General features: G+C 58.0%; 12 protein-coding genes. 6 read left to right on the top strand and 6 right to left on the bottom strand.

Translation table 11 applies throughout. From position 1 onward, the window contains the following. Positions 1-5 precede the first annotated feature (5 nt). The 4 genes from HEQ72_RS04390 to HEQ72_RS04405 form a co-directional block, all read right to left on the bottom strand. Entirely contained in the window at positions 6-2,252 is a 2,247-nt protein-coding gene (locus HEQ72_RS04390) for an RNA degradosome polyphosphate kinase (RefSeq protein WP_168022659.1), read from the bottom strand. 218 nt (positions 2,253-2,470) lie between these two features. Then, on the bottom strand, positions 2,471-3,148 hold the full coding sequence (locus HEQ72_RS04395; protein ID WP_168022660.1) for an HdaA/DnaA family protein: 678 nt from the start codon (positions 3,146-3,148) through the stop codon (positions 2,471-2,473). Between the two features lie 44 nt (positions 3,149-3,192). Then, positions 3,193-4,302 (bottom strand): AI-2E family transporter, encoded by a 1,110-nt coding sequence (locus HEQ72_RS04400; RefSeq protein ID WP_168019594.1) that lies wholly within the window; start codon positions 4,300-4,302, stop codon positions 3,193-3,195. 101 nt (positions 4,303-4,403) lie between these two features. Continuing rightward, positions 4,404-5,609 carry a DUF2066 domain-containing protein gene (locus HEQ72_RS04405; protein ID WP_168019592.1) on the bottom strand — a complete coding sequence of 402 codons (1,206 nt, stop codon included), beginning with the start codon at positions 5,607-5,609 and terminating at the stop codon, positions 4,404-4,406. A 13-nt stretch (positions 5,610-5,622) separates the two neighbouring features. On the opposite strand from HEQ72_RS04405, the gene purM reads away from it, so the two are divergent. Beyond that, positions 5,623-6,732, top strand: a complete 1,110-nt coding sequence (gene purM, locus HEQ72_RS04410; RefSeq protein WP_209316174.1) for a phosphoribosylformylglycinamidine cyclo-ligase — start codon at positions 5,623-5,625, stop codon at positions 6,730-6,732. Beyond that, a complete protein-coding gene (purN, locus tag HEQ72_RS04415; protein WP_245183090.1) occupies positions 6,720-7,406 on the top strand; it encodes a phosphoribosylglycinamide formyltransferase in 687 nt (228 codons plus the stop codon). The genes purM and purN overlap by 13 nt, the downstream gene beginning before the upstream one ends. Here the strand turns inward: purN and HEQ72_RS04420 are convergent. Then, positions 7,387-8,229: a ferritin-like domain-containing protein gene (locus HEQ72_RS04420; RefSeq protein WP_168019590.1), complete on the bottom strand. Its 843-nt coding sequence runs from the start codon at positions 8,227-8,229 to the stop codon at positions 7,387-7,389. The genes purN and HEQ72_RS04420 overlap by 20 nt on opposite strands. Before the next feature lie 188 nt (positions 8,230-8,417). Here HEQ72_RS04420 and HEQ72_RS04425 point away from each other — a divergent pair, with 188 nt between their 5' ends. Beyond that, positions 8,418-9,356, top strand: coding sequence for a DMT family transporter (locus HEQ72_RS04425; protein WP_322099477.1), 939 nt, complete (start codon positions 8,418-8,420; stop codon positions 9,354-9,356). Here the strand turns inward: HEQ72_RS04425 and HEQ72_RS04430 are convergent. Continuing rightward, entirely contained in the window at positions 9,335-12,631 is a 3,297-nt protein-coding gene (locus HEQ72_RS04430; RefSeq protein ID WP_168022661.1) for an AsmA-like C-terminal domain-containing protein, read from the bottom strand. The genes HEQ72_RS04425 and HEQ72_RS04430 overlap by 22 nt on opposite strands. 83 nt (positions 12,632-12,714) lie before the next feature. Between HEQ72_RS04430 and HEQ72_RS04435 the strand changes: the two genes are divergently transcribed. The 3 genes from HEQ72_RS04435 (at position 12,715) to aspS (ending at position 18,210) form a co-directional block, all read left to right on the top strand. Next, positions 12,715-15,795, top strand: coding sequence for a bifunctional [glutamine synthetase] adenylyltransferase/[glutamine synthetase]-adenylyl-L-tyrosine phosphorylase (locus HEQ72_RS04435; RefSeq protein ID WP_245183089.1), 3,081 nt, complete (start codon positions 12,715-12,717; stop codon positions 15,793-15,795). After that, entirely contained in the window at positions 15,792-16,265 is a 474-nt protein-coding gene (gene bcp / locus HEQ72_RS04440) for a thioredoxin-dependent thiol peroxidase (protein WP_168019587.1), read from the top strand. The genes HEQ72_RS04435 and bcp overlap by 4 nt, the downstream gene beginning before the upstream one ends. A gap of 121 nt (positions 16,266-16,386) precedes the next feature. Continuing rightward, positions 16,387-18,210: an aspartate--tRNA ligase gene (aspS, locus tag HEQ72_RS04445; RefSeq protein ID WP_168022662.1), complete on the top strand. Its 1,824-nt coding sequence runs from the start codon at positions 16,387-16,389 to the stop codon at positions 18,208-18,210. Positions 18,211-18,367 lie beyond the last annotated feature (157 nt).

Below are 18,367 nucleotides of genomic sequence, written 5' to 3' on the forward strand. Positions count from 1 at the left end.
TTGGCCTATTCGCGCTGAAGGATGATACGCGGAGATTTTTTCGGTGGGTGTTGTACACCATTTCCCCGACCGGACAGTGATGGATTGTTCATAAAGAAGTCGTGCGCTGAGAAAGCATTGGTTGATGGTTTTGCCCTGACGAAGGTCGCATCCGGGCGCAGGCTCCAGCTTTGGCTGGTATCCTTGAGGTTTGCCCCCATGATCTGGTCCAGGATCTGTGTGTGGACGGTCGGATTTTCTATGGGCACAAGATGCTCGACCCGGTGAATCAGGTTGCGTGGCATCCAATCCGCCGATGAGATATAGACCTTTGCCTGTGCACCGGGCAAGGAGCCTCCGTTGGCAAAGACAATGATACGGGAATGTTCAAGAAAGCGCCCGACAATCGATTTGACCCGTATGTTCTCAGACAGTCCGGGTACCCCGGGGCGCAGGCAACAAATTCCGCGTATGACCAGATCAACCTGCACGCCGGCACAGGACGCCTGATACAGGCGGTCGATGACCTTTCCATCAACCAGGGAATTCATCTTGGCCCAGACCGCCGCATGTTTCCCGGCTTTTGCATTCTTGATCTCGTCATCGATACGGGCCAGCAGAAAATCACGCAACCCCAATGGGGCTATGATCAGCTTTTCCATCTTTTCGGGTCGTGCATACCCTGTCATGAAATTGAATGCGCGGGCGGCATCAAGGCACAGGGCCGGATCCGCAGAGAAGAAGGACAGGTCAGTGTAAATCTTGGCTGTAATCGGGTGGTAGTTTCCAGTCCCAAAGTGCACATACGACCGCAGTTCATTCCCTTCGCGCCGCGTTACCAGGCTGATTTTCGCGTGGGTTTTCAGGTCAAGGAACCCATAGACGACGTTGACACCGGCCCGTTCCAGATCCCGGGCCCATTGTATGTTGGCCTCTTCGTCAAAGCGCGCTTTCAGCTCTACCATGGCCGTAACGGATTTCCCGTTTTCTGCGGCTTCGATCAACGTGGCGACAATCGGGCTACCCTTGGACGTTCTGTACAGCGTCTGCTTGATGGACATGACGCTGGGATCACGTGCGGCCTGTCGCAGAAACTGGATCACAACATCAAAAGATTCGTATGGGTGATGAACCACAATATCTTTCTTGCGGATAGCAGCGAAGCAATCCCCTCCGAAATCCCGTATCCGTTCCGGGAAGCGGATATTGAAGGGGACAAACTGAAGGTCAGGGCGCTCATCCGTAATAAGCTTGCGTGTATCAGCCAAGCCGATCAGCCCGTTAACCCGGAAGGCGTCTGCCGGGGCCACATGCATTTCGTCGCAAATCAGCTTGGCCATGTCATCGGGGATGTCAGCATTCATCTTCAGGCGGATGCAAAGCCCCCTTCGCCGGCGTTTCAGGGCGCTTTCAAACGATTGGACCAGATCCTGTGCCTCTTCATCGATCTCCATTTCTGAATCACGAATAACCCGGAAATGGCCCCATTGCTGTAATTCAAAACCCGGAAACAGATGGTGCAGAAACAGAAGAACCACATCTTCGATGGCCAGAAAGCGAATGGCTTCCCCGGGGATGCGAATAAAGCGGTCCAGCCCCGTGGGAAGGGGGATCAGGGCGCGCAGGGGTTCATGATCCTCGCGCCGGGTCAGGTGCAGGACCAACGCCTGCGCCAGGTTGGGGATAAAGGGAAAGGGATGCGCAGGATCAACGGCCAGCGGTGTCAGGACCGGGAAGATCAGGCTCATAAAGTGGTGTTCAAGCCAGATCCGGTCATCGGAAGACAACGCGTCCGTATTGATCACGTGAATTCCGTTTTGTTCCAGTTCCCTTTTCAGGGTGTCCCAGACCCGGTTCTGCTTTTCGATCAGGTTGCGTGCCTCAACATGGATGGCTTCCAGCTGCTGTGCCGGTGTCAGCCCATCCTGGCTCAGGGTTGTGATGCCGGCATGCACCTGCCCCTTCAGGCCGGCAACGCGCACCATGTAGAATTCATCCAGATTGGATGCTGAAATGGACAGAAACCGTACACGCTCCAGCAAGGGGTGTCGTGTGTTTTCCGCTTCTTCCAGAACACGGGTGTTAAAAGCCAACCATGACAGCTCACGGTTGATGAAGCGTTCAGGTCTGGCAGCATGAATGCGAAGCGTTGTTGCATCGTCTGCCGGTACGTGTCCCGTACTGCCACGGTTGGCCCGGTATTCTGTCTGATCAGAGCGGCTGGTTCCGGTATCCCGATTTCTGCGGGACTCTCCGGCAGGTGTCTCAGGCATTGTGGCAATACTCCACGCACAAGGGTAGGCATGCTCCATGCTACCACGAAAACCCCTTCGGAAAGAAAGGGATATACGCCACAGGGCACCTTTCCTCGGTGTAATGGTGGTTGAGATGCGTTTTCAGGATCTTGGACAAGATCATGTGACAGATATTGTGCCTGATATGTCAAAAAGACACGGGTATCTTGTCACTTTCCTGTCTTTTCACGGTGCTATCAAGAGGCTTCCATGCGCTCATCCTGCTGCAAGAGTCGCCTTACAAGCGGAAGTGTAATCGGGCGTTGTTCTGCCAAGGATATTCGGTCTGCATTTTGTACCAAGGTCCGTGCGGCTTCAAAGCTGCGTTCCATATGGCGGACCAGATAATCCAGGACATCGGTACCAATGCGCAGTTGCCGGTCCGAGAACATCTTGATCAAGACGGCAGCCATTGCGGTGTCATCCGGGTCGCTGATGCATGCTGTCGGGGCTGTGTTCAGGCGTGAACGCAGGTCGGGCAGTGTCAGGCCCCATACGGACGGTGGAGCGGATGCCGTCAAAAGCAGAGAGCAACCTGCTTCGCGGGCGCTGTTGAAAAGGTGAAAAAAGGAAACCTGATCAAGCCCGGCATCCGCGTCATCAATCACCAAGGCACGATGACCTGCAAGGAGTACGGGCGGATCCAGAACCAGATTGGCTTCTCCCTGAACGACGGGGGCATCAGCACAGGCAGAGAACACATGGGCCAAGTGACTTTTACCGCATCCGCCCGGGCCATACAGGATCACAGCCACGGTTGGCCAGTCTGGCCAGCGATCAATCCAGGCAACGGCCTCGGCATTATGAGAGGAAACCAGAAAATCCTCCCGCCCCAAGGCAGGGCGGTGTTCAAGTGGCAGGGGCAATTGCTGCATGATCTGGGCAGGTCCTTTGACGGTATCGGGGGAATAACCCCCCGTCATGTCGGCTTGTGGCCGTGATAAAGGTGGCTGTTACGGTAACGACGCAGGGAAAAACGTACCAGAACCCCCAGCACGGCGGCAACGGGTACGGCCATAAGAATGCCGACGAAGCCGAACAGGGTTCCCCCGGACAGCAGCGCAAAAATCATCCATACGGGATGAAGGCCAACGCGGTTCCCGACAAGCCAGGGGGAGAGAAAATTCCCTTCCATGAATTGCCCCAAGGCAAAGACAGCAGCCGTCAGGGCGATGTGCAACGTATCGGAAAACTGGGCAAAGGCCAGGCCCATGGATATGACAAAGCCAAGAATGGTGCCGACATAGGGCACAAAAGAGATCAGCCCTGCGCCCAACCCGACCAGAAGTCCCAGATCAAGGCCAACCAGGCTGAGTCCCACCGCATAAAAGGTGCCCAGCGACACGCACACAATAGCCTGCCCACGAACAAATCCGGCCAATACGGTATCGGATTCTCGTGCCAGTTCCACAATGGTTCCGGCGTGTTGTCGCGGCAAGAGGTCATGAATTCTGGTCACAATGGCGTCCCAGTCGCGCAGCAGATAAAAAGCCACGACAGGCGCTATCACCACCAGGGACAGGACATTGATCAGGGCGGCTCCACCGGAAAGAAGGCTCCGTACCAGATCAAAAATCCAGGACAGGACATTGCTGAACATCCCTGACGCGCCGTCGGTCAATTTCTGGACCTGGGATTTGGGCAGGAACTCTGCGGCCTGGCTCACCAAGGGTTCCAGCCGCCTTGCAATAGCTTGGGCGTAGGCTGGAATGCGATGGACAAAGCCCACGATCTCTGCCTGAAGGGCAGGTACAAGAATCAGGAGCACGCCGATGACAACCATCAGGAACAAAAATGTAATCAAGATGGTTGCAACCAGGCGCGACAGGCCATGACGTTCCAGCCAGTCTGCGACGGGGTCAAGGAAATAGGCCACGGCAGCCCCTGCCACAAAGGGCAGGAGCGCAGTCCGCAGGATATAAACCGACAGCAGGGCCAGAAGCACCATCGATACCCAGAACACCCACGTTCGTGAGGGTGGTGAGGGGGGGGATGGGTCGCCGGGCAGCGGAGAGGGTGATGCAGTCATCGAGGCTCGGTGTTTATCGTGCGCCAGTGCCCACCATAACCGGGGGCCCGCCTTCTTTCCAGATCCGTCTTCATGCACGTGTCTTCGTGGCTGCCCAGTTGTTATTCGGGATACTGGCTATTGTATGGCACAGGCGTGAGTGATGACGGGGGCGGCTGTGTATGGGTTGCCGGGTGAATAACCCATTGCTCCCCTTCCAGGATCATCTGCAAACCATCGGCAGACAGAGAGGACGACAGGCGTTCGGCGTCACCATAAATCGTTGCAGAAACAAGGGCCTCTGTACGGGTCAGGGCATCAAGGGTCCAGGACTGGATATTCCGGTTTTTGTCTAGGGCCTTGCGCACAGCCAGCCAGTTTTCCAGTCCGGCAGAAATATGAACTCTCAGATTCAGGGTCTGGGTCTCACCGCTGGCTATTTTGCTGTATTCGTCGTGCCAGCCGCGTTCCAGCCAGGCAACGGTGCGGGTTACGGCCTCGTTCAGGGCTGCTTCCAGGGACAGGCCACTCAGGACCGGAACCGTATCGTGGAATGTTGCATCCCGGTCCTGTCCACGGGTGGCACGGATCCGTATTTCTGTCGGAAGGCCACTGGAGTGATCAAGGGACAGGGCCTCGGCATGAGCGATCAACGCATCTTCGGCCTGATACCGCTGCGTGATGGTATCCAGGGCCATCGGGTCCATGGCTGAGGCCCGTGCAGCATCGATGGCGGTCACGTCTTCCAGATCACCCAAGGGAACATCCAGGGGGACCAAGCCGGCTTTCGGGCGGTTGTCCCACGCTGTTTTCCACGGATTCGGATCGTCCCACAACCGGGATGGGGCCCCCGGGGACGGTGTCCAGACCGGCAGAACAACAAGAGGACGGGCCGGTACATCAACCGCCGTAAAGCCAGCCTTGCGCAAAAGATCACGCACCCCGTCCGGGAAAAATGTGAAGGCGGCTTTCCCGATGTAACGAACGTTGGATGTCTTTTCTTCTAGGATGGCAACGCCCAGCACCAGCTCGTTCATGGCGGCTGGGTCCGGTACGGGAACACGGTCTGCCGGTGCGCCCAGACGGGTCACAAGAATACGGAAGGCATCGCGCTGTCCATTAGCCAATGCCTCTTCACGGGCCCGGACGGCATTCGGGGCCGAAGCATCCACAGCGACATCGCTGACGGTATAGACGGACAGCATCGCCCCGGGAATATCGCCGGCTTTTACCGGAAACGGTACGAAAACAGCCATCCAGAGCAAGGTCAGGTGTACTGCCTTTTTTCCAGCCATTGCATTAGCCGCCCGTTGCAGTATCTTGCGCATCCGGTCCATCCATTTGACAGTGAACCTCTGTGAGGCCGCCATTACTACTCCTTCCGAACCCAAAGGGCTAAGTTACAGGGATGCCGGCGTTGACATTGACGCCGGAAACGCCCTTGTGCAAGCCATCAAACCCCTTGCCCGTTCAACAGCACGTCCCGGATCGGATTCGGCACTGGGCGGTTTCGGGGGTCTTTTTGACCTTCGGGCCGCCGGCTTTCAGGATCCGGTCCTGTGTGCTGCAAACGACGGCGTTGGTACCAAACTGAAAATCGCCATCGATGCCGACTGTCACGATATGGTTGGTATTGACCTTGTTGCGATGTGTGTCAACGATCTGGTTGTGCAGGGGGCCGAACCCCTGTTCTTTCTGGACTACTTTGCCACCGGATCCCTGGATGTGGAGCGTGCCCGCACCATTATTGCCGGGATCAGTGAAGGGTGTCGCCAGGCCGGTTGTGCCCTGATTGGCGGGGAAACCGCTGAAATGCCGGGTCTGTACACCGGCAAGGATTACGACCTCGCCGGTTTTGCCGTTGGTGCAGCCGAGCGGGGGTCCTTGATTGACGGATCCGGGTGCCGGGCCGGGGATATGATCATCGGGCTGGCGTCTGCCGGGGTGCATTCCAACGGCTATTCCCTGGTGCGTCGTATTGTTGAAAGAACGGGGCTTGGCTGGGATGCTCCAGCCCCCTTCGCGCCAGAGATGTCGCTGGGGCGGGCGCTTCTGGTTCCGACACGGATATACGTGAAAAGTTGCCTGGCCGCGGTGCGGGCCGGGTATGCCAAGGCATTGGCCCATATTACTGGTGGCGGTTTTCCCGAGAATATTCCCCGCGTCCTGCCCGGCCATCTGGCGGCATCGCTGGATATGGCGGCTGTTCCCTTGCCTTCTGTGTTCCAGTGGCTATCCCGCGAGGGTGGGGTGACGGCACGGGAGATGGCGCGGACGTTCAACTGCGGTCTGGGTATGATCATGGTGGTGTCACCGGACCATGTCGGGGAGACCCTAGGCCTGTTGCAGTCTTTTGGTGAGCAGGCCCGTGTTGTTGGCTCTCTGGTTGAACGTGCCCCGGGGGGGGAGGCGGTTCTGATGGAGGGGCTGGAAAAGGCATGGGAGCCATGACAGCAGCGGCATCGTCCCGTGCCAGGGTCGGGGTGCTTGTGTCCGGCCGGGGATCCAATCTTCAGGCCTTGCTTGATGCGGCGGACAGGCCGGATTTTCCGGCCTCTGTTGTTCGCGTCATATCCAATGTTCCCGATGTTTATGCACTGGATCGTGCCCGGACGGCTGGTGTTCCTACAACGGTTATCCCGCATCAGAGTTTTCCCTCACGGGAAGATTTTGATGCGGCCCTGGATGCCTGCCTGCGGGAGTCTGGCGTGGAGTTTGTGTGCCTCGCCGGCTTTATGAGGGTTCTGTCCGCCGGGTTCATTCGTGGCTGGCAGGACCGGATCATCAATATCCATCCATCCTTGCTGCCATCCTTCAAGGGATTGCACACGCACCGGCAGGCTCTTGAGGCTGGGGTCCGTGTGCACGGGTGTACGGTGCACATTGTACGCCCGGCCCTGGATGACGGGCCAATTCTGATGCAGGCAGCGGTTCCTGTTCTGTCAGGGGATACCCCGGATACACTGGCTTCCCGGGTTCTGGAACAGGAACACAGGATTTATCCGGAGGCCCTGCGTCGGTTGGTTATGGGTAGGTTTTTGATCGATGGGGCCAGGGCCAAATCCGTTGGGGGGGATACGGCAGAAGGATCCGGACAAGCCTTGGTCAGTCCACCGCTGTTGTAACAGGGTGTTGCGCTTCCCGTGGTGTTGGTTCTGCCTGTAGTGGCCGGTACCAGCTCTCCGGGAAGCCGGCCTGTGTGCGGGCCTCTACATTAAAAGGTGGTTTCAGGCCCCCGGGGTACAGGGTCTGGATATGGGTGGCAAACAGGGCTGCGGGGTCCTGGTTGTCGCGTTGGGCCAGGTAGGTCAGCCACCGCACGCCGCTGTGGACGTGGCGGATTTCATCCTCGAAGATCACGTGCAGCATGTCGGCCAGATCATGCTCTCCTTGCGCCCGCAAGCGATCTTCTGTTGCAGGTGTGGTATCCAGTCCGCGTGCTTCCAGTGTCATGGGGACAAGGGCCAGGCGCGCGGACAGTGACCCTGTTGTTTTCTCGGCGGCTTGCCACAGCCCGTCATGGGCGGGCAGAGCACCATAGAAGGAGTCGTGCCGACGCAGCGCCCCTTCCAGCATCATGAAGTGCCCGGCTTCGTCATCAGCAACCCGGATCCAGTCCTTGTAAAAGGCGACGGGCATTCTTTCATCATTGAAGCGGGCAACAATGTCCCAAGCCAGATCAACCGCATTCAGTTCGATGTGTGCCAAGGCATGGATCAGGCTAATGCGCCCCTTTCCCGGTCCTGTTGATCGCTTCGGCATATCCCGGGGGGGCAGAAGGGCGGGATGTTCCGGTCGTGCCGGCCTGTCCGGTGGCAGGGTCTGTCCTGCCGGTGGCAGTCCGGTTCGTTCCCACAGCAGGAAAAGCCGCCGTGTCAGCAGACATTTACGGGCAGGATCTTCTGTTGTCAGAACCGCATGAGCAGCGTCGGAGATGGTGGCAAACACTGTACAGCATTCCTGTTGACCAGAGTATCCGGGCAGGGGTATCGCAGCCCCGGTTCCGGGTCAATGGTCTGTTCAGGATAAAACCAGATGACAGGTTTGCCCTTATCTGTTCAGGTATTTTTCCTTCAGGAGTTTTCGGGTGCCGGACTCCTGTTTTCAACAACACTTTTCAGGCAGGGAATGCAAACGTGGCGGGTACAGTGATGGGGGTGCGGGAATGGGGCTTGCTTGTTCTTTTGTCGGTTCTTTGGGGTGGTGCTTTTTTCTTCGTCGGTGTTGCCGTCCCTGAGATCCCGCCCTTTACGTTGGTTGCCTTGCGGGTTTTTTGTGCCTTGCCGTTTCTGTGGGGCCTGTTGCTGGTCCGGGGTCAGTTTTTCCTGATCTGGTCTGCGCCCTTTCTTGCTTTTGTTGCCATGGGGTTGCTGAACAATGCGATTCCACAGGTCCTGATTGCCTGGGCCCAGGGGACGGTTTCAGCCGGTGTGGCTTCAATCCTGAATGCAACAACACCTTTGTTTACCGTTTTGTTGGCCCATGTTCTGATCCGCGAGGAGAGGATGACACCGGGCAAATGCCTTGGTGTGGTGCTGGGATTTGGTGGTGTGGTGGTGATGACAGGTCTGGATGCCCTTGATGGCATCGGTCTGTCTGTTCTGGCCCAAGGTGCGGTGCTGGTCGCCAGCCTGTCGTATGCCATGGCGGCGATTTATGGGCGTTACCTTGCGCAGCAGGACGGCGTATCCCCCTTGATCGTTACGGTGGGAAGCATTACCGGGGCAGCCTTGGTTCTGGTGCCCCTTGCCCTGGTTCTGGAAACGCCGTGGGCCCTGCCTGTTCCCGGTATCCCGGCATGGGGTGCGGTTCTTGGGCTTGCCGTTCTGTCAACGGTCTGTGCCTACCTGCTGTTTTATAACCTGCTGGATCGTGTCGGGGCGTCCAATGCGTCCCTTGTTACCTTCCTGATTCCGGTCAGTGCCGTTGTTCTGGGATTCCTGTTCCTGGAAGAGCAGCTGGAGCCCCGCCATGGGGCAGGCATGGCCCTTATTGCGCTGGGCCTTGCTGTACTCGACGGACGCCTGATCCGGGGGCGGCGTCCTTCTCCGCTTCAAGGAGAAGGTGCCGGTTGAGGTTCGGCCTCGTTCGTGGTGCTGCCCTGTCCCAGATTGAACAGCCGACGCAGAAAGCCCGGCGCAAGGGCGCTGAGGGGATTGACAGAAATAGACGGTTCGCTGGTTGTGCCCCGTATGGCGTAGTTGGCACCAATCAGGCCGCCGTCTTTCTCAAAACCGGTCAGGATCTGCCCGATCAAGGGGATCTTTCCGACCAGGCTGTTCAGGGCATAGGCCGGTATGATGGAGCCTGCTACGTCAATTTGGCCTTCGGAAAACCATACAGTTCCGCGCCCGGTCATGCCAAGTGATGCCCCGTGGGTCCGGAAGTCATTCAGGGTCAGCCTGTTGCGGTCGCTGTCGTACACGAAGGGAGCTTCCAGGGATTCGAAGGCAATGCCTTCACCCCGCAAGGTATCCAGAATACCGGTCAGGGCGGCAACGGACAGGATCCGGGCCAGAAGCGGGGCATCCACCAGCCGGTATTGACCGACCGTCGCGGTGCCCCGGGCCACACCATGACGACTCAGGGTTCCGTTGACCTGAAGCTCTCCGCCCCGCATTGTCGTGACAATGCCCAGCGCACGGGCCAGTGCACCGGCATCCGATGTGCGCAGGGTCAGATGTCTTCCATCCTGTTCCCCTGAGGGGGTAATCCGGAATTCTGCCGGTTTTCCTTCATCGACACGGGCTGTTGCCTGTACACTTTCAAAGCGACCGTTGCGACGTGCCGCAGATACTTTCAGGTCTCCCAGTCCCCCATGCTCTGACATCAGGACTTTGGAAAAATCCAGGTGTGTGACCATCAGCGGGGTTGTCGGTATATCCTCCGGCAGGGGAGCATCATCGGCCATGCTGGATGTTCTGTCCGGCTCCTTTTTGCTGTTGCCTTCGCTGTCATCCTGGCCGGAGAACAGGGGCGACAAGTCGAGGGTTGAGCCGGTGATCGTAACATTCAGGCCATCGCTGTCCCTGGATGGCCGGATCCGGACTTTTGCGTCTGTGCCGTTGATCCGCACCGTATCCAGGCGTAAGTCTGCCAGTGTGCTGTTGCGTCCGACATTCAGGGCCCCACGTATGGTCAGGTCCGGTGCAACGCTGGCTGAAAACGATGGCACTTCGGTTACATTCTGTCCGCGCAGCAGCAGCTTTGCCTTGGCATGTCCTGGTTTTCCGGTGGGTTTGACCCACCCAAGTCCGGGTATTGAGGCATGGGCTGCGGTCAGATCAGCGTCCACGTTCAGTGTGGCATGGCCGTCGCTTTGGGTTGTCATGTCGGCCTTTGCGGTAATGGGTCCTTTGATCCATTCTCCGTCAAAGGGTGTAAAGGTCAGGCCGACAACGGGCCTTTTATCCTGTGCAATGGTAGCATCCACCAGGTACCGGCTGGCAAAGGGGGTGCCGGAAAAATTTTCCGTCCATGTAAAGCGGGCGGGGATCCCGCCGATCTCTCCCTCTCCCTTTGCCTCAAGGTTTTGTGCTGTTACCGCCATGGTGATGCGGGTCTTTTCCAGATTCTGGTTGAAGACCAGATTGGCAATCGACACGTCCTTTGCCTGCACGTTGGCATGGACAGACAACTGATCCAGGGGAAGGTTGCTCAGCAGGGGGAATGACAGCTTCAGTTCTGTTTCCACATGGCCGGCTGTTTTGTCCGGTACAATGCCGATCTTGCGGGCGTAGCCCAACGGTTTGTTGTCAATAAGGGCTAAAGCTTCAGGCAATGGGCCGGTTATGGACAGATTGACGGCAGCCGTATTGTCATCCTGGTCCAGTTTTTCAAGTGCGATCGTTCCGCCTGTGACCTTGAGCGCGCCAGAGTGTCCGCTTTGAACCGTAATGCCGACAGTATCCCCTGTGAAAGAAATGGCGGCGTGTGTGTCGGATACGGGGGGCATGGGGCGCAGGTAGTGGACGGTGACTCCTTCAGCCTGTGCCGTACCGGAAAGAGCCTTGAGTGTGATGGTATTGTGTTCATCGGTACCCAGGTCGAATGCCCATGACCCGTTGCGTACGATTCCATCCTCCAGGTTCTCCGTAATCCATGTTCTTGGATTGACCGCAAGTGCGGTGGGCCACAGATTACGGAGCCGGTTGACCGGAAGTGCATCGACAGAGACGGTGACCTGCCCCGAGGGAGGTGTGGTCTCTGTCCCGGGCTGAAGGTGGCCCTGGGCCGTGACGGTGGTTCCGTCCAGATTCAGCATCAGCGTTTCCAGCTGAATCTCCTGCAGGTCCGCTGTTATCTTCAGTCCTATTTCCAAGGATTTGACAGGGATATCACCTTCTATCGGTTCAGGGAGGTGAAGAACGCCTGATTTTCCGGTGATATGAGCGGTCCCTGAGACAAAGGTTGTCTGCTCACCCAAGGCAAGGCGTGTTTCTACGGTGCCGCTCAGCGGGATATCCAGGCCGGCCAGCGGGGCCAGCGCTCCGGACAGGCCGGACAGGATGGACGGACGCAGGTCCCGTGTTTCCAGTCTGGCTTCGAGATGACGGGAGCGGGCGCTGTAGGAGCCCGTCAGATCCAGATGTGTCGTGTCTTGTGATGTGGCCAGTTCCAGGTCGGCATCAAAATCGAGCTGACCACGGGCGCGGGTCATGTCGGCAGATGCTTGGGGAATGTGCCATGTCATTCCGGCTACTCTGTCGATAACCACCATGCTGGCATCGCTGATTTGTAACAGTGACAGATGCGACAGGACGACGCTGCCCGGTGTGCCATCGGGTGAACCATGTTTGGTCAGGGATGCCAGAATCCCCTGCACAAAATCGGTTGTTGTTTCTGTTGCCGTACTGTCCGGCTCTGTGTGTCCTTGTTCTTCCGGCAAGCGCATCGGGTTATCCGGCAGGTCTGACATGCCCAGGCGTATCTGGCCGTTCTTGTCCCGGATCATCAGGATGCTGGGATTGATGATCCGGATCATCCTCGGGTAAATGCGGCCTTGCAGAAGCCACCACGGTTCAACAGTAATACCCAATCCGGGGAAGCGTGCGACAAGGCTCCCCTGGTTGTCTGTCACGCGTGTTCCCTGAAGGCGTAATCCGACAGAGCCAAGCCCGTGATCCCAGCGCAGTTCGGTATGCTCAATGGAAACCCGTACATTCGCTTGTGGGTCGGACAGGGCATCTTCCAGGTAAGGTGTCAGGGTGTCGAGCGCCACAGGCCCCTGGTCCAGCCGCCACGTTATGGCACCGGCTGCCAGCAGTACTGCAAACAGGATACCCGCCAGAATACGCAAAAATTGACTTACGCCCTTTTGAATCACAACAACCCCGATTTTTGTCATCATGCCGGCAATAACCCCGAGACAGAGGTCAGCCTTGACCGTTCGTTCCGGCTCCCGCAGTCTGCGGTAAAACAGACTGAATTGGAATGCCTGACGTGCCCGTTCCCCTGTTTATCCGCAAGTCCGAACCCGCGCCCTTGCCAGCCCTGCTGGAGTGGGGTGACTGGTCGGCTTTGCCACTTCCCTTTGACCGCCTGAAAGTCGCCGTGGCGATGGAACACTGGCAGGACGTGGTGGCGCGTTTTGTGGATTCTTGTACAGAGCAGTTGGTTCCTGTACCGGATATGGTATCCGGTCATCCTGATGTCCAGAGGGTTCTGGAAAGTTGTTTTGGCAACAGTCCGTTTCTGACCGCCTGCCTTTTGCAGGAGCCGGCTTTTTTCTTCTCCCTGTCCTCGCGCGGGCCGGATGTCGAAATAACGGTGTTGCTGCATACCCTGAGGCAGGAGTTGGCACAGCCCGTAACCACGCCCGAGCTGATGAAGGCCTTGCGCGTGGCCAAGCGGCGGATGTCCATGCTGGCTGGCCTTGCGGATATGGCAGGTGTATGGGATTCCATTCGGGTCAGTGCGGCATTGTCCGATTTTGCGGACATGGCCTTGCGACTGTGTGTGACAGCCTTGTTGCGTGCGGCGCAGAACACGGGACAGATTGATCTTCCCCATGCCGACGATCCCCAGAAGGATTGTGGCTACATGATCCTGGCGCTGGGCAAGCTGGGTGCTTTCGAGCTGAACTACTCCTCTGATATTGATCTGGTTGTCCTCTACGACGAGGAGAAAATCCGGTACCGGGGGCGCAAGTCTCCATCAGAATTCTATGTCCGCCTGACCCGTGATCTGATGCGTCTTCTGGAAGAACGTACGGCCGACGGGTATGTCTTCCGCACCGATTTGCGCCTGCGTCCGGATCCGGGATCGACAGCCTTGGCGCTGTCGGTGCAGGCTGCGGAAATTTACTATGAAAGTTTTGGTCAGAACTGGGAACGGGCGGCGATGATCAAGGCGCGCCCGGTTGCCGGTGACATTGTGCGCGGTCGTGAGTTCCTGTCCGGACTGCGTCCGTTTGTGTGGCGAAAATCACTCGACTTCAATGCGATACAGGATATTCACTCCATCAAGCGTCAGATCCATGCCCATAAGGGAGGAGGGCATGTTGCCGTAGCCGGTCACAACATCAAGCTCGGCCGTGGGGGTATCCGGGAGATCGAGTTTTTTGCCCAGACCCAGCAGTTGATCTGGGGCGGGCGTGTACCGGGATTGCGCCTTTCCCGAACCCTTGACGCCCTTGATGCCCTTGCAGATGCCGGGCGGATTACCGGCACTGTGCGTGATGACCTGAGCCGATGCTATCAGTTTCTCAGGACGGTGGAGCACCGGCTGCAAATGATTGATGACGCTCGGACACAGACCCTGCCCCTGGATCCGGAGCGCCGGGCGCATCTGGCCTGTTTCCTCGGGTGGCCGGACCTGGCATCGTTTGACCAGGCCATACAGGCCGTTCTGTGTACGGTTGAAACCCACTATGCCGCACTTTTTGGTGATGCTCCCGGTCTTGGTACCGAGACCCCGGACGGGCAGGGAGGAAGTCTGGTTTTTACAGGCCATGAGGATGATCCGGAAACCCTGCAGACCCTTTCGGGGTTGGGCTATACCAATCCCCGTGCCATTGCTGCAATGATCCGTGCCTGGCATCATGGCCGCTATCGGGTGACCCGCTCGACCCGGGCGCGTGAGGTATTGACCGAGCTGGTGCCAACCTTGTTGCGGGCGCTGGGCAGGACATTCCGTCCCGATGAAGCCTTTTACCGTTTTGATGAGTTTCTGCGGGGTCTGCCGGCCGGCATACAGATCTTCTCGCTTCTGTATGACAATGACCGGCTGCTGGATCTGCTGGCCGATATTATGGGGGATGCCCCGCGTCTTGCGGGTATTCTCGCCCGTCGCCCCGGGTTGTTTGATGCGGTTATGGCCCGGGATTTTCTGGCTCCGCTGCCCGACCGGGATGCCTTGGGGGCTGATCTTGACCGGATCCTTGCCGGAACATCGGCGTTCGAGGATGTGCTGGACCTGTGCCGGATCTGGGTCAACGGGCGGAAGTTTCAGGTTGGGGTGCAGGTGCTGCGTCACATGGTTGCTCCCCGTCCGGCGGGCGAGGCTCTGACGGCTGTTGCCGATGTGGTGCTTGATCGCCTCCTGCGTGAAACAGAACGCGAATTTTCCCTTCGTCACGGGCGTGTCCCGGGTGGGGCCTTGGTGGTTCTGGCCTTGGGGAAGATGGGCGGGCGGGAAATGACCGTAACCTCCGACCTTGATCTGACCCTCATTTATGATTTTCCAGCAGATTGTGAAACGTCGGATGGCCCGGTTCCTTTGGCGGCCAGTACTTGGTTCATCCGTCTGACCCAGCGGTTTGTCAATGCGGTTACGGCCATGACCCCTGCAGGTATTCTCTACGAGGTGGACATGCGCCTTCGTCCGTCAGGATCAAAGGGACCGCTGGCAGTCAGTCTGGATGCCTTTGTCCGGTATAACGCTGAGTCGGCATGGACGTGGGAGCGCATGGCCCAGACGCGGGCTCGGGTTGTATGCGGGGATCCAGACTTGGCCCGACGGGTTTCCCAGGCTCTTGTGCAGTCTCTTGGCATGCCTCCTGATCCGGGTTCGTTGCTGCTGGATGTTGCGGATATGCGGGTCCGTATGGCCCGTGAACGCCGGGCCGCCAATATGTTTGATGTCAAGTTATGGCGTGGTGGATTGGTGGATATCGAATTTATCGTGCAGTATCTTTTGCTTCGGCATGCCAATGCACAGCCTGCTGTTCTGGATACCAATATCGCCGGTGCCATCGATCGTCTGCGGGACGCAGGTTTCCTTGAATCCCCTGATGCGGACCTGTTGCAGGAGGCTCAGGAACTCTGGCTTGGACTGCAGGGCATTTTGCGCTATTCCATCGACGGCGTTTTCCGGGAGCAGGAGGTGCCACCCGGCCTGTGTGCGCGTCTGGCCCATTCAGCCGGGGAACCTGATTTCCCGCACCTGAAGGAACGCATGGATCATGTGTACAGGCAGGTATCGGCCCTTTTTGCACGCCTGATTGAACATCCGGCGGACCAGGCCCGCCGGGCCTCTGGTTCTGCGCCGGTACAAGGAGAATCGAAACCATGAACATGATGACAGGCCAGCCGGCTCCTGCGTTCGACCTTCCTGCCAGTGGTGGGGGACGCGTGTCACTGGCCGCGCTGCAGGACAGGATTGTTGTTCTCTATTTCTATCCAAAAGACCTGACGTCGGGGTGTACAACCGAGGCCGAGAATTTCCGCGACCTGCACGATGATTTCCTGGCTGCCGGCGCTGTGGTTCTTGGCGTATCCAAGGATTCCGTGCGTAAGCATGACCAGTTTGTGGAAAAGCACAGCCTTCCGTTCCCCCTGCTGTCCGATGAAGAGACCGGCAGCCTGTGCGAGGCCTATGGGGTCTGGGTCGAGAAGAGCATGTATGGTCGCAAGTATATGGGCATTGATCGCTCCACATTCCTGATTGCGCCGGGTGGTAAAATCGTGCAGGAGTGGCGTAAGGTCAAGGTCCCCGGCCACGCTGCTGCGGTTCTGGAGGCTGTCCGGCAGCTATCAGCCTGATGGTTCTGTGCGCTTCTGCTTGACAATGGGCCCCGAACCGTGTGCTTTTCGCCGTTTCGGGGCCACATTGTTGTGTGGTTTGCCCGATCCGGCTGTTTCCATGAACCAAGAGGTATCTTCCATGCACGCGTACCGTACCCATACCTGTGGCGATCTCCGCAAGGAGCATGTGGGCCAGCAGGTGCGGCTGTCCGGTTGGGTTCACCGCAAGCGTGACCACGGCAACCTGCTGTTTGTCGACTTGCGTGACCACTACGGAATCACCCAGTGTGTGACCGATGTGTCATCGGAGATTTTCCGGGTTCTTGAAACCCTGCGGCCGGAAAGTGTTGTTACGGTTACCGGTGCGGTGGTCGCCCGTTCACCGGAAACGGTCAATCCCCGTTTGACCACGGGTGAGGTAGAGCTGCGTGTTTCCGACATTGTCGTGCAGTCGCGTGCTGACGTTCTGCCTATGCAGGTTGCTGGCACGGAAGAGTTTGGCGAGGATACCCGCCTGCGCTATCGCTACCTTGATCTGCGGCGCGAGAAAGTACACGCCAACATGCTGTTGCGTTCGCAGGTGATCGCCTGGTTGCGCCAGCGCATGACAGCCGATGGTTTCAACGAGTTCCAGACCCCGATCCTGACGGCCTCCAGCCCCGAGGGGGCCCGTGACTTCCTAGTTCCCAGCCGCCTGAATCCGGGGCGCTTCTATGCGTTGCCCCAGGCCCCGCAGCAGTTCAAGCAGCTGTTGATGGTTGCGGGCTTTGATCGCTATTTCCAGATTGCTCCTTGCTTCCGTGACGAAGACAGCCGTGCTGACCGTTCGCCGGGTGAGTTTTACCAGCTTGATTTTGAAATGAGCTTTGTCACCCAGGAGGATGTGTTCAACGCCATCGAGCCGGTCCTGCATGACCTGTTTGTGTCGTTCTCTGGTGGCAAAGCGGTTTCGCCCATGCCGTTCGAGCGCATCCCCTATGATACTGCGATGCTGAAGTACGGGTCGGACAAGCCGGATCTTCGGAACCCGCTGCTGATTACCGATGTAACCGATGCCTTCCGCGATTCCGGTTTCGGGATTTTTGCCCGTGGCGTTGCGGCTGGCAGCGTGGTCCGTGCCATTCCGGCCCCCGGTGCAGCAGCTCGTCCGCGTGGGTGGTACGACAAGCTGAATGAATGGGCCCGTGAGGAAGGGCAGGGCGGCCTTGGTTATGTCCAGTTTGCCGCCGATGGCCCGAAAGGCCCGATTGCCAAGAATCTGGAAGCAGACCGTCTCCAGTCCATCAAGGATGCCTGTGGCCTTCAGGATGGAGATTCGGTGTTCTTTGTCTGCGACAAGGCACTGGCTGCTGCCAAGTTTGCCGGCAAGGTGCGGGAACGGGTCTGTGATGACCTGTCACTGCGCGAACAGGGCGTTTTCCGGTTCTGCTGGACGGTTGACTTCCCGATGTACGAGCGCAACGAAGATACCGGCCAGATCGAATTCAGCCACAACCCGTTCTCCATGCCCCAGGGCGGCATGAACGCTCTGGAGACCATGGATCCGCTGGATATCAAGGCATTCCAGTATGACATCGTGTGCAACGGGATAGAGCTGTCTTCCGGTGCCATCCGGAACCACCTGCCAGAGATTATGTGCAAGGCTTTTGCAATTGCCGGCTATGGTCCTGATGTGGTCGAAGAGAAGTTTGGCGGCATGTTGAATGCCTTCAAGTTCGGGGCCCCTCCGCATGGTGGTGCGGCGCCGGGTATCGACCGTATGGTGATGCTGCTGGCTGACGAGCCCAATATTCGCGAGGTTATCCTGTTCCCGATGAACGGCCAGGCTCAGGATCTTTTGATGCAGGCACCTTCGGAAGTGACCGAGAAGCAGCTGCGCGAGCTTCATATCCGCCTTCAGCTGCCGAAGAAAATAGAGGTTCAAAAGGGCGGAACAGCCCCGGCCAGTGCTGCCGGTGCATAGAGTCCTTCCCCTGACTTGATCCTTATGTGTCCAAGCCTCCCCGGGCTATACATGCCCCGGGGAGGCTTGCGTTTATGCAACACTTCCCGGAAAACAGACGCGTAGCTCGCCCCCGGGTGTGGAGCTGACTTGGCAAATCCTTTGAACTGCACCATTC

This window comes from Haematospirillum sp. 15-248 (assembly GCF_012102665.1).
Classification (GTDB): Bacteria; Pseudomonadota; Alphaproteobacteria; order Rhodospirillales; family Rhodospirillaceae; genus Haematospirillum.